13 protein-coding genes are annotated in these 15,150 nt (G+C 42.4%); 12 read left to right on the forward strand and 1 reads right to left on the reverse strand.

What is annotated here, in order from left to right:
- The first annotated feature begins 244 nt into the window (after positions 1 to 244).
- The 6 genes from I6N95_RS18190 to I6N95_RS18215 all read left to right on the forward strand — a co-directional run bounded on the left by I6N95_RS18190 (position 245) and on the right by I6N95_RS18215 (position 5,291).
- The gene (locus I6N95_RS18190) at positions 245 to 1,198 is read left to right on the forward strand and encodes a glycosylasparaginase (RefSeq protein WP_209530694.1); all 954 of its coding nucleotides are present in this window, start codon (positions 245 to 247) and stop codon (positions 1,196 to 1,198) included.
- Between the two features lie 18 nt (positions 1,199 to 1,216).
- Complete coding sequence (locus I6N95_RS27510) at positions 1,217 to 1,318, forward strand: PTS sugar transporter subunit IIB (RefSeq protein ID WP_283808995.1); 102 nt, start codon at positions 1,217 to 1,219, stop codon at positions 1,316 to 1,318.
- A 98-nt stretch (positions 1,319 to 1,416) separates the two neighbouring features.
- Complete coding sequence (gene ruvA, locus I6N95_RS18200; RefSeq protein ID WP_209530702.1) at positions 1,417 to 2,022, forward strand: Holliday junction branch migration protein RuvA; 606 nt, start codon at positions 1,417 to 1,419, stop codon at positions 2,020 to 2,022.
- Positions 2,023 to 2,037: 15 nt separating this feature from the next.
- A complete protein-coding gene (gene ruvB / locus I6N95_RS18205; protein ID WP_209530704.1) occupies positions 2,038 to 3,045 on the forward strand; it encodes a Holliday junction branch migration DNA helicase RuvB in 1,008 nt (335 codons plus the stop codon).
- 90 nt (positions 3,046 to 3,135) lie between these two features.
- Positions 3,136 to 3,393, forward strand: coding sequence for a hypothetical protein (locus I6N95_RS18210; protein WP_209530706.1), 258 nt, complete (start codon positions 3,136 to 3,138; stop codon positions 3,391 to 3,393).
- Between the two features lie 224 nt (positions 3,394 to 3,617).
- A complete protein-coding gene (locus I6N95_RS18215) occupies positions 3,618 to 5,291 on the forward strand; it encodes a peptide ABC transporter substrate-binding protein (protein WP_209530708.1) in 1,674 nt (557 codons plus the stop codon).
- 375 nt (positions 5,292 to 5,666) lie between these two features.
- On the opposite strand, the gene I6N95_RS18220 is transcribed toward I6N95_RS18215, so the two are convergent.
- Positions 5,667 to 7,157 (reverse strand): AcpB/EbpR/MafR family transcriptional regulator, encoded by a 1,491-nt coding sequence (locus tag I6N95_RS18220; protein ID WP_209530710.1) that lies wholly within the window; start codon positions 7,155 to 7,157, stop codon positions 5,667 to 5,669.
- 192 nt (positions 7,158 to 7,349) lie between these two features.
- Here I6N95_RS18220 and I6N95_RS18225 point away from each other — a divergent pair, with 192 nt between their 5' ends.
- The 6 genes from I6N95_RS18225 (at position 7,350) to adhE (ending at position 15,037) form a co-directional block, all read left to right on the forward strand.
- Complete coding sequence (locus tag I6N95_RS18225; RefSeq protein ID WP_209530712.1) at positions 7,350 to 8,204, forward strand: formylglycine-generating enzyme family protein; 855 nt, start codon at positions 7,350 to 7,352, stop codon at positions 8,202 to 8,204.
- Between the two features lie 63 nt (positions 8,205 to 8,267).
- Positions 8,268 to 9,302: a tRNA preQ1(34) S-adenosylmethionine ribosyltransferase-isomerase QueA gene (gene queA, locus I6N95_RS18230; RefSeq protein ID WP_209530714.1), complete on the forward strand. Its 1,035-nt coding sequence runs from the start codon at positions 8,268 to 8,270 to the stop codon at positions 9,300 to 9,302.
- 646 nt (positions 9,303 to 9,948) lie between these two features.
- Positions 9,949 to 11,094 (forward strand): tRNA guanosine(34) transglycosylase Tgt, encoded by a 1,146-nt coding sequence (gene tgt / locus I6N95_RS18235; RefSeq protein ID WP_209530722.1) that lies wholly within the window; start codon positions 9,949 to 9,951, stop codon positions 11,092 to 11,094.
- Between the two features lie 81 nt (positions 11,095 to 11,175).
- Positions 11,176 to 11,589: a preprotein translocase subunit YajC gene (yajC, locus tag I6N95_RS18240; protein WP_209530724.1), complete on the forward strand. Its 414-nt coding sequence runs from the start codon at positions 11,176 to 11,178 to the stop codon at positions 11,587 to 11,589.
- 353 nt (positions 11,590 to 11,942) lie between these two features.
- Complete coding sequence (locus I6N95_RS18245; RefSeq protein WP_209530726.1) at positions 11,943 to 12,227, forward strand: post-transcriptional regulator; 285 nt, start codon at positions 11,943 to 11,945, stop codon at positions 12,225 to 12,227.
- A gap of 221 nt (positions 12,228 to 12,448) precedes the next feature.
- A complete protein-coding gene (gene adhE, locus I6N95_RS18250) occupies positions 12,449 to 15,037 on the forward strand; it encodes a bifunctional acetaldehyde-CoA/alcohol dehydrogenase (protein WP_209530727.1) in 2,589 nt (862 codons plus the stop codon).
- The last annotated feature ends 113 nt before the right edge of the window (positions 15,038 to 15,150 follow it).

Raw genomic sequence — 15,150 nt, forward strand, 5'->3', positions numbered from 1 at the left:
TATAACAAATTTTTCAATTTATTCATATAGTATATACTAAAATTACAATTATTAATTGCTTTTATATCGCATTTATTAGGGGTTTGTCTTTCTGTTTGAATGTTTAGTTGTTTATTATTTATTTTTAGTATATACAAAAACGAAATAACGAGGTATAATATTTTTGAAAACGGTTCCTGTTAATCGGTTGAGATAGTGTTTATTCAATCAGGGAGCGGTATATACCTTAGAGTGGAGTGGTAAAATGACGTGGGGAATTATTGGGACTTGGCGGATGGTCCACGATGGTCTCGTGGCGGCTTCCAAGATGTTACAAGAAAATAAACGAGTAGGTGATGCAATCGAAGAATGTGTCAAAGCAGTGGAAGATTATCCATACTATAAGTCAGTTGGGTATGGTGGTCTGCCAAATGAAGAGGGAATTCTGGAGATGGATGCGGCCTTTATGGATGGGGACACCTTTGAGATTGGTGGGGTGGCTGGCATTGTGGATGCTAAAAACCCTGTATCGGTGGCCAGGGCTTTGAGCAAGCAGAAATTTAATAGTTTTCGCGTGGGCGAAGGGGCCACAAAATTTGCCAGACTGGCTGGTTTTGAGTGTGGCAATATGTTGACTGAGCGAGCTCGTCGGACGTGGGAGTTACGGCTAGATGAGGTTAAAAAGAACAATTTGAACCCTTATGATGGTCATGATACGGTCGGCGTTATCGGCCTTGATTTGTCGGGCAGCATGGCAGTTGCGACGTCAAGTTCCGGTTTATTTATGAAGAAAGCCGGTCGTGTTGGCGACTCCCCTTTATCAGGTTCAGGGTTTTATGTCGACAGTGAGATTGGTGGAGCGACGGCCACGGGTCTTGGTGAAGACTTGATGAAGGGCTGCTTGAGTTACGAGATTGTCCGCTTAATGGGCGAAGGACTTTCGCCACAGGCTGCGGCAGATAAAGCGGTCTACGGTTTTCATCACAAATTGAGGAAGCGATATGGTAAAGCCGGTGCCTTTTCACTGATTTGTATGAACCTAAAAGGAGAGTGGGGCGTGGCGACTAATGTGGACTTTACCTTCTCAGTGGCAAATGAATCTGCGGCCCCAGCTATTTATTTTGCTAAAATGGGCCAGAATGACACGACAGTGATTGAACCGATCACAGAAGAGTGGTTAGCCGCTTATGAAAAAAGGATTAAGCAACCGATAGAATAAAATAAAGGAAGTGACGGAATGAAAAAGAAAGTTTATTTGTTTTGCAGTCAGGGTATGTCAACGAGTATGTTAGCGCAAAAAATGCAAAAAGTCGCCGATGAGAACAAGTTTCCTAGGTAAATCGTTCTCTCTCTGATGGTTTTATGGTACAATCAGAGGGAACGCATGTGCTCATATATGGCACAAAGCCTGAGCCGTGGATACTGGAGGAGAAAAGTGTGTACGAATATATTCGTGGGAAAATCACCCATATCAGTCCTTATTATATTGTGGTAGAAGCAGCCGGCATCGGGTATCAAGTGGCTGTAGCTAACCCCTTTCGCCATTCAGTCGATTTTGGCAAAGAGGTGTTAATTTACGTGTATCAGGCAGTGAGAGAGGATTCTCTGACCTTGTACGGTTTTGCTGGCTTGGAAGAAAAGCAGTTGTTTATTAAGTTGATCAGCGTGTCTGGTATCGGACCTAAAAGTGCTTTAGCTATCATGGCTGGCGACGATCATGGCGGTTTAGTTAATGCGGTGGAGTCGGAAGACTTTAAATACTTGACGAAGTTTCCAGGTGTGGGCAAAAAGACGGCTCAACAGATGATCTTGGATTTGAAAGGCAAGCTTGGCGATTTGGCCATGAGTGAGCTAGCAGTTAAGGCGATGGCAAATGAGTCGCAAAGTCAAAATACCGTGTTGGAAGAAGCGTTGGAAGCCTTGGTTGCTCTAGGTTATAGCGAGCGTGAGATCAAGCGAATTAGCAAAGAACTTGAATCCCTTGAGGCGGAGACGACCGATGGGTATCTCCGTCACGGCTTGAAACTGTTAATGAAAAAATAAAGGAGTTGAGGTGAGATGACAGAAGAAGAACGACTGCTAGCAGGTGAAGCGACTCCTGAAGAAGAGGTGATTGAAACCTCGCTTCGGCCTCAGCGCTTATCTCAGTACATCGGACAAGACAAGGTGAAACAGGAGCTGAGTATCTACATTCAGGCTGCTCGGAGTCGCTCAGAGTCGCTGGACCACGTACTGCTTTATGGTCCGCCAGGTCTGGGAAAGACCACGATGGCCATGGTCATCGCCAATGAAATGGCGGTTCAAATTCGCACGACCAGCGGGCCGGCGATTGAGCGACCTGGTGATTTAGTGGCGATGCTTAATGAATTGGAACCTGGCGATGTGTTGTTTATCGATGAGATTCACCGCTTGCCACGGGTAGTCGAAGAGATGTTGTACTCTGCTATGGAAGATTTTTATGTGGACATCATGGTCGGACAGGGACCGACCGCTCATCCGGTTCATTTTGCTTTGCCCCCTTTTACTTTAGTAGGGGCGACAACGCGAGCAGGGATGTTATCGGCCCCGTTGCGAGATCGTTTTGGGATTGTCTCCCATATGGAATATTACAAAACAGCAGATTTACGAGAAATCGTGTTGCGGACAGCGGATATTTTTAACACGGAAATCGTCGATGATGGGGCTTATGAAATTGCTCGTCGCTCCCGTGGGACGCCGCGGATTGCCAACCGTCTGTTAAAAAGGGTTAGGGACTACGCCCAGGTCCAAAGTGACGGAGTAGTGAATCGGCAGATAGCCGACCAAGCTTTAGAAATGTTGCAGGTGGACCACGAAGGGCTGGACTATGTGGATCAAAAGATTTTGCGAACGATGATCGAGCTCTACCAAGGCGGTCCGATTGGCTTAAGCACCTTGGCTGTTAACATTAGTGAAGAGATGGAGACGGTGGAGGATATGTACGAGCCTTACTTAATTCAAAAAGGTTTTATTAAGCGGACGCCTCGCGGACGTGTCGCTACCCAAATCGCCTATGAGCACCTTGGTTATAAGTATTTTGGTGAGTAATCAAATATTGCAGAGTAACAGGCAAAGACTGACGCCTGTCCTATGAAGGCCTGTGTTATGATTGACTTATCAAAATGAGCGGGTGATAAGATGAGGATTGAAGAACGATGGCAAGATGTGACCATATTTAATGTTGCGTTTGCAACGACCAAAAGAGCGTCGATTGAACGACTAGTTATTTTAAAAAATGCACCGAGCGATGCGGATGTGGAAGCGATGATCTACAAGCATTTGCCGAATGTTGTGGCAGTTCACCATGTCGATGAATGGGGAACTGGTTTGAGTTTGAAAGAGTCTATCGACATGTCAAAAGAGTTGACCATGATTGGGATGGAAGTCGCTGGTTAAAGTGATTTCTGTCTTTTTTTTTTCGTTAGTTATTGCAATTTTCAACCAAATAAATTATGATTACGGTAAATTGGAAATGTTGCAAGTTGTGGCAGTCATCTGGGGAAGTTTGGTTGCTAGGTTCGTAAAGCGTGTGTTAATAAAATGTAGTGTTCGTTGTGCCAATCTGTTGTTGCTAAGGAGGCGTAGTGGGCCTCCTGGACCTGATTAGGGGGAACAAAACCATGGGGTTAAAAAAACGTATTTATTTTAGTTGTTTAACGGTGTTGGTAATGGTGTTAGTCGCTTGCGGAACAAATGATGATGGGGAAAAGGCAGGAACAGATTCAAGTGATCAGGAAGTGACGGTCGAACAGACCTTTAAAGTGGTGGAACAACAGGAGTTGCCATCTGCCGACCCTTCTTTAGCGACAGATGTCATCGCCGCTAGAGTGTTGACTGCTACTTATGAAGGCCTTTATCGCCTAGATCAAGATAGTCAGCCGATTGCTGCTGGGGCGATGGAAGTGGTGGAGCCCAGTGAAGACGGCTTAACCTATCGTTTCGACTTGAGGAAAGAAGCAACCTGGTCCAATGGTGATCCGGTGACCGCCGATGATTATGTGTTTTCATGGCAGCGGACGGTTGACCCAGAGACGGCGTCAGAGTATGCCTCGATCTTTTCACCTTTAAAAAATGCTGAAGCGATTACAGCAGGTGAAAAAGATAAAAAAGAGCTGGGAGTGACGGCGGTAAGCGAGTATGAGTTGGAAATTGTTTTGGAAAAGCCAGTTCCATATTTTAATTTCTTGCTGGCGTTTAAACAGTATTTCCCACAAAATCGGAAAATTGTCGAGAAGTTTGGCAAAGAGTTTGCTACTTCCAGTGAAAAAGCAGTCTATAATGGCCCTTTTGTGCTAGCGGATTTTGATGGTCCGGGAACGGACATGGATTGGGCTTATGTTAAAAATGAGCATTATTGGGATCAGCAAAATGTCAAATTAGATCGCATAGATGTCACCGTGGTCAAAGAGAGTTCGACTGCATTAAATCTCTATCAAAGCGGTGAGTTGGAGGATGTTATTTTAACTGGCGAGTTAGCTCAACAGATGGCAAATGACCCGGAATTGGTAATTGAGAAGTTGGCGTCCAGTTTTTATTTGGAAATGAACCAGCGGGAAGAAAATTCGGTCTTTAGGAATGCTAATTTGCGCAAGGCGCTTTCTTATTCCATCGATCGTTTAGCCATGAGCCGTGACATTTTAGGGGATGGCTCGGTTCCTGCCCGTGGGTTAATCCCTTCTGATATGTCGGTCAATCCAACATCAGGAAAAGATTTTGCAGATGAAAATGGCGACTTTTTAACCTTAGATGCCAAGAAGGCGCAGGCGTATTGGGAAGTTGCGAAAAAGGAATTAGGGATTGATCGTTTAGAGTTGGATATCTTGTCTTCTGATAATGATTCCTCTAAAAAAGTGGTGGAATACCTTCAAGGGGCGATTGAAGAAAACCTGGAGGGAGTTAAAGTGACGGTGAGTCCCGTGCCCTTTACGGTCCGCTTGGATCGTAGCAATAAAGGGGAGTTTGATCTGGTTCTAGGGGGCTGGAGTGCTGATTACGCTGATCCGATTACCTTTATTGAGCTGTTTCGGACGGAGGACTCCTATAACCGGGGGAAGTTTTCCAATGAAAACTATGACAAAGAAGCCCTCGAATCAGCGACAGTTAATGTCTTAAAACCAGAAGCTCGTTGGGATAATCTACTAGCGGCGGAAAAAGTCTTAATGGAAGAGATGGGCGTTATTCCGCTTTATCAAAAAGCGGAAGCGCATTTGAGAACGGCTAAAATTAAAGAGATTGCCATTCATCCAGCAGGTGCTCACTACGATTACCGATGGGCCTATAAAGTGGCTGAGTAACATAAAGGAGAGCCGCCAGTGAAAGCTGGCGGCTCTTTTCCTACTTTATAGGAAAGTATAAAAACTTTCTCTATATCGTAGTTTGGATCCAGCTTCACGAGACACCACTACGCTTCGCTTCGATCTCAACAAATTCTAAGTGCTCTTCGACCTTCAATGCTCGACGCTTCAGCGTATAGCAATTGATGAGATCGGAATGCAGAGCCATTATTCTTACAAATTTATTTGTTAGAGATAAGAGACCACGAAGTGTAGTGTTCCTTGCTTCTAATTGCTGCCGTTATTCTTCCGAATTTATTCGTTAGAGTTAAGGGACAACGTAGTAAAGCAATAAGAGCAACGGCAACGCCTCGTTCAGCTTTTCTTCTATTTAGCTTAATGAATAAAGCGGGTGGTGATAAAATCTTGAGTGACGGTAATGTCTTTGATCCGCTGTTGAATATTTTTCCAATCGTGCATCGTTGGAATGGCGTTAATGCAAATCACCTGTGGATCTTCTGGATCAAAGCGCGACAGATTGGTAATAAAAAGGTCGTAGTGGTGTTTTTCCGCCAGAGCCTCCCACTCAGTTTGGGCTTTTAAGATGGTAATGTTGATCGAATGCCCAAAATGAAAGTGGATCAGCTTGCTTAAGAAATCCGAGTGCTCCGGGTCATAGTCACAAAAAATACCGATGGAGACGGTGGTGTAAAATTTTTCTAGCTTGCTGTTAAGGTTGGGCCAGTGGATCAAAATCATATAGAGGACCTCGTCGATGGCAGTCTCGTTCCAACGGCTGCCCATTTCGGTTGTCAGTAAGCTTAATTCTCTTTTTAGCAGGGGAATTAATTGGGGGTATTCTGCCAGTGCTTGTTGGCGGAAAGCCTGTTTTTTATTAAATAAAATAAAGTTATCAATCAAAAAGACCCGTTGAACGTTGTAAATTTCCCAAGTTAAGATTTCTTTGTTTTCCAACGGAATGGCTAACCGATCGGCTAAAGTGGTTAACCAGTTTTCGATTGTTGCAACGGTTTGCTTGATAGCTGGGTTATGGGGCATCAGGGTTTGGTATAGGTAGTCTGCTGTTAACGCGTAATCTTCCCTTAAGAAAAAGTAAAAAAGATCAATCAGAGCCTCGGAATCCAGCTTGAGTTGACAGGCATTTTCCAAGTCTTGAACAGCCTCTTCTTTTAGGAGGAGCTGGAGAATTGGGGAATCTGTGGCCAGTTCATGTGATTGGGTGTGGCCATTTTTAATGCGAATTAACCCGGTGGCCAGTGTTAAGCGAACTTGTTTTAAATCAGGAAAAGTCAGATCGATCGCTAAAGCGTCAGCCAGTTTTTGGAGCAGGCGGTCGATTTTGTGTGTTTGTTCTTGCGTGATGGGGCCTTCTGTGACTAAATACCGCTCGTAAAAATAATGGACGAAAAAGAAGCGAATAGCTCCCTCATCTCCCACTAGCCCATAAGGGGAAGTGGCGATTTTAAAGCCTAAGGGGGTGAGTTCAGTGTTGATCTTTTTAACCGTTCGATGAACTGATGAGGAGCTGATGTAGAGTTGTTCCGTTAATTCTATGAGGCTCAGTTCGTCATTAAAAAAGAGCAGTTCCAACAGTTGGAACTCGGTACTGTTACGCAAAATAGTGGCGTAGATAAAATCAATGGAGTAATTTTGTGGGTATTCTAAAAGAATGCCATTTTTTTGTGAAACATTGATTTGGAAAGGGGGATACAGCTCATTTATCATGGCGATGTCGCTGCGGAGAATTCGTCCGGAACAGCCTATTTCTTTGGCGAAAGTCGAGACGGGTTGCCAATTTTCAGTTTTAAAAAGGGCTTCTAAAAAGGTCAGTTGTCTCAACGTGTTAGAGTTTAGTATGCTTCTCATGGTCATGTCTCCCTGTGGATGAATAGTGGTTGCCTTTATTATGGCGGTAAGTAAAAAAGAATGTCAAACAAAGTGGAGGGTGAAAAGGCTTTAAATGACAATCTTAATAGTGAGCGTCTGCTTCCTTCTTTTCTGAAATGCCTGATATAATTAACAGGCAGTCTAGAAGAGTTAGGTGAGGAGAGGGTATGAATGATTGAAATCCCAGCCGGGGTCACGTTAATTGGCACAGATAAGGGTGGTTTTTCCGTGGATTTAGAGGGGCCAGCAGTGGAGCTGGCTATTCCGCGTTTTTTTATTTCTGCTACTGCGGTGACCAATGAGGAGTTTCAACGGTTTGTGGCGACCACAGGTTATCAAACGGATTCAGAAAAATTTGGTTGGTCATTTGTTTTTCACGCGTTTTTAACTGAAACCCAGCAGAGACGTTCTCAAAAAATGACAGGGACCAATTGGTGGTATGCCGTGGCAGGAGCTAGCTGGTGTTGTCCAGAAGGGCCTGGTTCTACGATTGAAGATCGGTTGACTCATCCGGTTGTTCACGTTTCTCGAAATGATGCAGTGGCTTATTGCCAGTGGGCTGGCATGCGATTGCCAACGGAGATCGAATGGGAAAAGGCGGCTCGCGGTGGGTTAGTTGGCAAATTGTATCCGTGGGGAGATGAGCTGGTGATCGATGGAAAGCACCAGTGTAATATTTGGCAAGGGGCATTTCCCGCGCACAACACCATGGAGGACGGTTATTTAGGGACGGCACCAGTGGAGACCTATGAGCCCAATGGTTTTGGGTTGTATCAAACAGCAGGGAATGTCTGGGAATGGTGCGCTAATCCTCGTTATCTGCCTTTTAAGGAACAGTTAGGGGCGGTCTGGCAAGCCCATCAGACATATAGCACAGCGGCTTATGGGATTCGCGGCGGCTCCTTTTTATGTCATGCTTCTTATTGCAATCGCTATCGAGTGGCTGCACGAAATGGGAATACGGCAGATTCGGCGAGCAATAATATGGGCTTTCGTTGCGTTCAAAACGAGAATGAAGAAAATTAGCGGAAATCAGCGAAAAATGATAAACTAGCATGAGTAAATTGATGGAGAAAGAGTGAGTAGTAAATGACGCTAACAACAGAAGATTTTGATTTTAACTTACCAGAAGAATTAATCGCCCAAACGCCTTTAGAAAATCGGGAAACGTCTCGTTTATTGGTGTTAGATAAAACGACAGGTGCGTTGGAAGACAAACATTTTTACGATATTTTAGATGAATTAGAGTCAGGTGATGCCTTGGTGATGAATAACACCCGCGTGTTGCCCGCTCGTTTATATGGGGAAAAGCCAGAGACTGGCGGTCATCTAGAAGTCTTGCTATTGACAAATACCTCAGGGAATAGCTGGGAAACCTTGATTAAACCGGCTAAGCGAGCCAAAGTGGGCACGGTTATTTCCTTTGGTGACGGTCGTTTAAAGGCTGAGGTGACCAAAGAATTGGCACATGGTGGTCGCATCGTTGACTTTCACTATGAAGGGGTCTTTTTGGAGATTTTAGAGTCATTAGGCGAGATGCCTTTACCGCCTTATATTAAGGAGCGGTTAGAAGACCCAGAACGCTATCAAACCGTCTACGCAGAAGAAAATGGTTCTGCAGCAGCGCCGACGGCTGGTTTGCACTTTACGCAGGAATTATTAAAGAAAATTGAAGCCAAAGGAGTCAAGCTCGTTTATTTGACCTTGCACGTTGGGTTGGGGACATTTAGACCAGTCAGTGTGGCGAATATCGCGGAACATGCCATGCACAGTGAATTTTATAAACTGACAGAAGAGGCGGCTGCCAGCTTGCGTCAGGTAAAAGCTGCAGGTGGCCGAATTGTTGCTGTGGGCACGACCTCCATTAGAACATTGGAAACGATTGGGACCAAATTTGCTGGTGAGATTCAAGCAGACAGCGGTTGGACGGAGATCTTTATCACACCAGGCTATCAGTTTAAGGTAGTGGATGCTTTTTCAACGAATTTTCATTTGCCAAAATCTACTTTGGTGATGTTGGTCAGCGCCTTTGCGACGCGAGAACACACGCTAGCAGCTTATCATCACGCCATTGAAGAGCGCTACCGTTTCTTTAGTTTTGGTGACGCCATGTTTATTAAATAAAGCGCAGTTGATAGGTAAGCACAAAAAAAGAGTCAAGCTTCTCGACTAGCTTGACTCTATGTTGCTTTGGAAAGGAAACAGAAACCTGATTTTTGATACTTTTTTTGATTTTTAAGTCATGTAAAGTATGTCGAATTTCTTTTTTTGTTAAACAAATCTTTTGTCTGCTATACAACTTCTCAACAATTGTTCCTTTGTTAATCTAACATTTGTATCTAACGCATTCACTTTCTACATTTATCAATTAATTGTTTTTTTTAAACACGCATTCACTATTTTTTATACAACAGTTTTAATACTTTACACGTTTCAACTAACAGTGGTGAATCTGTACATATACAACATTATTGTTTACCTTTTAAGCTCGTGATACACTTTTATCGAGAAATTCATCTGGTTTCTGTTTATGCTCCTTTCTTATACTCTTATTAAACCATAAATATGAAGCGTTTGCAAGGGATAAGCCTTAGGTTTTACGAGGAATTATCAGAATTTTTTAACAATGAGGCTCAGGGCTGGAAAAACTTGCTAAAATCCCTTATCCAGAGTATGATATTTAACGTATATAAATCTTGAAATGACGAGTAGATGTCTGTCAGGATTGTCATATGTGTGAGTATATATTGAGAGAAAGTAGGGCAACGAAATGACCGAACCAGCCATTCGTTATCGATTAATAAAAAAAGAAAAACACACGGGAGCCCGTTTGGGAGAAATTATCACCCCTCACGGCACGTTTCCAACGCCGATGTTTATGCCAGTGGGAACCTTAGCGACGGTTAAAACAATGGCGCCAGAAGAACTGAAAGAGATGGGTGCAGGAATCATTTTAAGCAACACCTATCACCTGTGGCTACGACCTGGAGAAGATCTAGTTGAAAAAGCCGGCGGTCTTCACAAGTTTATGAATTGGGATCAAGGGATATTAACCGATTCTGGTGGTTTCCAAGTATGGTCTTTAGCAGATATGCGGAATATTACTGAAGAAGGGGTTAATTTTAAAAACCACTTAAACGGCTCAAAAATGTTCCTATCACCAGAAAAAGCCATTCAAATTCAAAATAAATTAGGCCCAGACATCATGATGAGTTTTGATGAATGTGCGCCATTTTATGAAAGTCATGATTATGTGAAACGTTCAATTGAACGAACCACAAGATGGGCAGAGCGGGGCCTAAAAGCACATGCTAATCCAGATCGTCAGGGTCTCTTTGGGATCATTCAAGGAGCCGGTTTTAAAGATTTGCGGATTCAAAGTGCGAAAGATCTGGTCAGTTTGGACTTCCCGGGTTACTCTATTGGCGGATTGTCTGTAGGAGAGACTAAAGAAGAAATGAATCAAGTTCTGGAATACCTAAACCCTTTGATTCCAGAAAACAAACCGCGCTATTTGATGGGCGTAGGGACAGCGGATTCTCTAATTGATGGGGCGATCAATGGCGTAGACATGTTTGACTGTGTGCTGCCAACACGAATTGCTCGTAACGGGACATGTATGACCAGTCAAGGGCGTTTAGTGATAAAAAATGCGAAATACGCGGAAGATTTCCGACCATTAGATGAGAAGTGTAACTGTTACACCTGTCGCAACTATTCACGAGCGTATATCCGTCACTTGATCAAATGCAACGAAACATTTGGCATTCGTTTAACATCGTACCATAATTTGTATTTCCTACTAAACGTCATGAAACAAGTCAGACAAGCCATCATGGACGACAATTTATTGGAGTTTAGACAAGCCTTTTTTGATGAGTATGGCTTTAATGATGAAAATCCTAAGAATTTTTAGAGAATTTGGAGAAAATACTAGTAGTTTGGCTTAATATTTGATAGAGTTATGTAGAGACATTAGAAAAAAGAGGTGAAGTAAATGGGAGGATTAGGTTCTTTCTTACCGATGATTGTTATCATGGGTGGAATGGTCTGGTGGATGTCACGATCACAAAAGAAACAACAACAAAAACGTCAAGATCTATTAAATACGATGGATGTTGGCAGTAAAGTGGTCACAATCGGCGGTTTACACGGCGTAATAGCAGAAGTCAACACAGAGAAAAGTACCGTTGTACTAGACTGTGAAGGCATCTTTTTAGAATTCAATCGATCAGCAATTTCAAGCGTCACCCCACCAGAAGCAGCTGAAACAGTTGTACCTGATGGGATTATGCAAGAAGCACCTGCAATCGAAGTCGACGAAGAAGTTGTAGAAGAAGTCGAAGAAGCAACAACAGACGAAGAAACACCAACAGAAACAACAGAAGAAACACCAAAAGAAGAAAATTAACCAATTAAAGGAGAATCGTAAAGATTTTCCTTTTTGCTTTGAGACACAGCGATATAGGAGCAAGGCGCCTTAATTCTAAGTGCTTTACTACGTTGTCCCTTAACTCTAATGAATAAATTCGTAAGAATAACGGCAGCAATTAGAAACAAAGGACACTACACTGCATTCCGATCTCATCAATTGCTATACGCTGAAGCGTCGAGCATTGAAGGTCGAAGAGCACTTAGAGATTTAGGACACTTCGTTTGCGTTAAATGCTGAGTGCTGACTAGTTTCAAAAGAGCAAGTGAGGGAATCGCCTAGCGGCGTGATGGCAAGTCTCTCTTATACTACAAGTGAATGGATACGACTTAATGGAAGCTAATAGAAGTTGGAAAGATAAACTTTTTTTAAATAAAAGTGTGAAAACTAAATGTAAAGAATTTCATGAAAATGGCTATTCCAGCGTTCAAGAATTAGATCTGTGGGAGTATTTAGTTACCTATAGATGGGTGAAGAACGACGGTTTGACCTTGTCGGAAAAGAAACAGGATGTGTTGACCGTTACGTTCAACGATTTTTTTGATTTTCAACGCATCAAGGCCCAAACAAGGGATGTTAAGCGATTTGATTGGAATGATATCGAGGATATTTTATAAATGTTAACTAAATCACAATAAGTTCAAGACGGAGATAATGAATTATCTGTGTCTTTTTTTGTTTTTTTTATTAAGTAAGTGTTGTATTAACGGTGTTTGTCAAATGTTATACGAAAAACTGTGAAAAACATCACAGAAAACTGTTTACAAATAAAAATAATTATAGTATGATGATTGTGAAAGATATAACAAAAGAAATTTTCAAGGAGGATTTACATAATATGGTAGCGAAAAAAGAACAGACAATTGATGTTCCGAAAATGATTGATGAGTTAGTCGTCAAAGGGAACAAAGCATTAGCGATTATGGAAGATTTTGATCAAGCAAAGGTGGATCACATCGTCCATCAAATGGCTATGGCAGCTTTAAATGCTCACATGCCATTAGCTAAATTAGCGGTGGAGGAAACTGGCCGTGGGATTTACGAAGATAAAGCCATTAAAAATATGTATGCATCAGAATCTATCTGGAACAGCATTAAAGATGACAAAACAGTTGGCATTATCAATGAAGATGACCAAAAAGGAATCATTGAAATTGCGACACCAGTTGGGGTTGTCTGTGGGGTTACACCAACGACTAACCCAACATCAACAACGATCTTTAAAGCGATGATCTCCATTAAAACGCGTAACCCAATTATTTTCGCTTTCCATCCAAGTGCGCAAAAATCTTCTGCTGAAGCGGCTCGTATCGTTTTAGAAGCAGCGGTTGCCGCTGGCGCTCCTGAAAATTGTATCCAATGGATTGAACACCCATCATTAGACGCGACAAGCGGCTTAATGAATCACCCTGGTGTGGCAATCGTCTTAGCAACTGGTGGTGGTGCCATGGTTAAATCGGCTTACTCAACTGGTAAACCAGCTTTAGGCGTAGGTCCTGGTAACACTCCAGCTTATATTGAAAAAACCGCTAAAATCAAACGTGCTGTGAACGATTTAATCGTCTCTAAAACATTTGATAACGGCATGATCTGTGCGTCAGAACAAGGCATGATCGTGGATAAAGAGATTTACGATGAAGTCAAAGCTGAATTCCAAGCACACCAAGTGTACTTTGTAAAACCAGCTGAACTGAAAAAATTAGAAGCAACCGTGATGAATGAAGCGAAAACAGCTGTTAACCCAGCGATCGTTGGACATTCTGCTGACGCTATTGCAAAACTTGCTGGCATTAAAGTGCCAAAGGGAACTAAAATCTTAGTGGCTGAATTAGAAGGCGCTGGAATTGATTACCCATTGTCATTAGAAAAATTATCACCAGTTTTAGCGATGATCAAAGCGGACAGCCAAGAACATGCCTTTGAATTGTGTGAAAAAATGTTAGCCTTTGGTTTAGGCCATACAGCGGTTATTCACTCTGAAGACCAAGACTTGCAAATTAAATTCGGTATGAAGATGAAAGCATGTCGTGTCTTAATCAATACGCCAGCATCTGAAGGCGGAATTGGTGATATCTACAATGAAATGATTCCATCATTAACATTAGGGTGTGGCTCTTACGGTAAAAACTCAGTCTCTAAAAATGTGTCATCAATTAACTTGATCAACATTAAGACATTGGCGAAACGGAGAAATAATATGCAATGGTTTAAACTTCCACCAAAAATGTATTTCGAAAAAAATTCAGTTGCTTACTTAGAAAAAATGGAAAACGTTGAACGTGTCTTCCTAGTATGTGATGCAGGTATGGTTAAATTCGGCTATGCAGATCTTGTCATGGACACGCTAAGAAAACGTAAAAACAAAGTTCAAATCGAAGTCTTTTCAGATGTTGAACCAGATCCATCAAGCAACACGGTTTACAAAGGAACCGAAAGAATGGTTGAATTCAATCCAGATACTGTCATCGCTTTAGGTGGTGGGTCAGCAATGGATGCGGCTAAAGGCATGTGGATGTTCTTCGAGCACCCAGACACTGAATTCTTTGGCGCAAAACAAAAATTCTTGGATATCCGCAAACGGACGTACAAGATTCAAAAAGCTGAAAAAACGCAATTTGTCTGTATCCCAACAACTTCAGGTACTGGTTCAGAAGTTACGCCATTTGCCGTTATCACTGATAGCGAAACAGGCGTTAAATACCCATTAGCTGACTATGCCTTGACACCAGATGTGGCGATCATTGACCCACAATTTGTGATGTCAGTACCAAAATCAGTTACAGCCGATACTGGTATGGACGTCTTGACTCATGCCCTAGAATCTTATGTATCTGTCATGGCATCTGATTACACTCGTGGGTTAAGTTTACAAGCCATTAAATTAGTCTTTGAAAACTTAGAAGCGTCTTGTGAAACACCAAATGAAGATAACCGTGAAAGAATGCATAATGCCTCAGCTTTAGCAGGGATGGCCTTTGCCAATGCTTTCTTGGGAATTAACCACTCATTAGCTCACAAATGTGGTGCTGAGTACCATATTCCACATGGTCGTACTAATGCGATTCTATTGCCGCATGTGATTCGTTACAATGCGAAAGACCCATCAAAACATGCGATGTTCCCTAAATATGATTACTTCCGTGCCCATGAAGATTACGCAGATATTGCCAAATTCTTAGGTCTGAAAGGTAAGAATACAGAGGAATTAGTTGAAGCGTTAGCAGTTGAAGTTGGTGACTTAGGTAAGCGTGTCGGTATCGACATGAGCTTCAAAGCCCAAGGTGTCACGAAAGCTCAGTTGGACAAAACAGCGGATAACTTAGCTGAATTGGCTTACACTGACCAATGTACGACAGCAAATCCAAAAGAGCCATTAATTAGCGAATTGAAAGAAATTATCGTTCAAGCCTTTAATGGTATTAAATAATAACATCTAAGCCAACTCATTGAGTTGGCTTTTTTGTCGGAATTCCAGATGCATAAGCTTGAAGAAAACATTATAATGTTTATGTTAATTGTCCATGGACTATGTTAGAATTT

Source organism: Vagococcus allomyrinae, assembly GCF_017829975.1.
GTDB classification, from domain to species: domain Bacteria; phylum Bacillota; class Bacilli; order Lactobacillales; family Vagococcaceae; genus Vagococcus_D; species Vagococcus_D allomyrinae.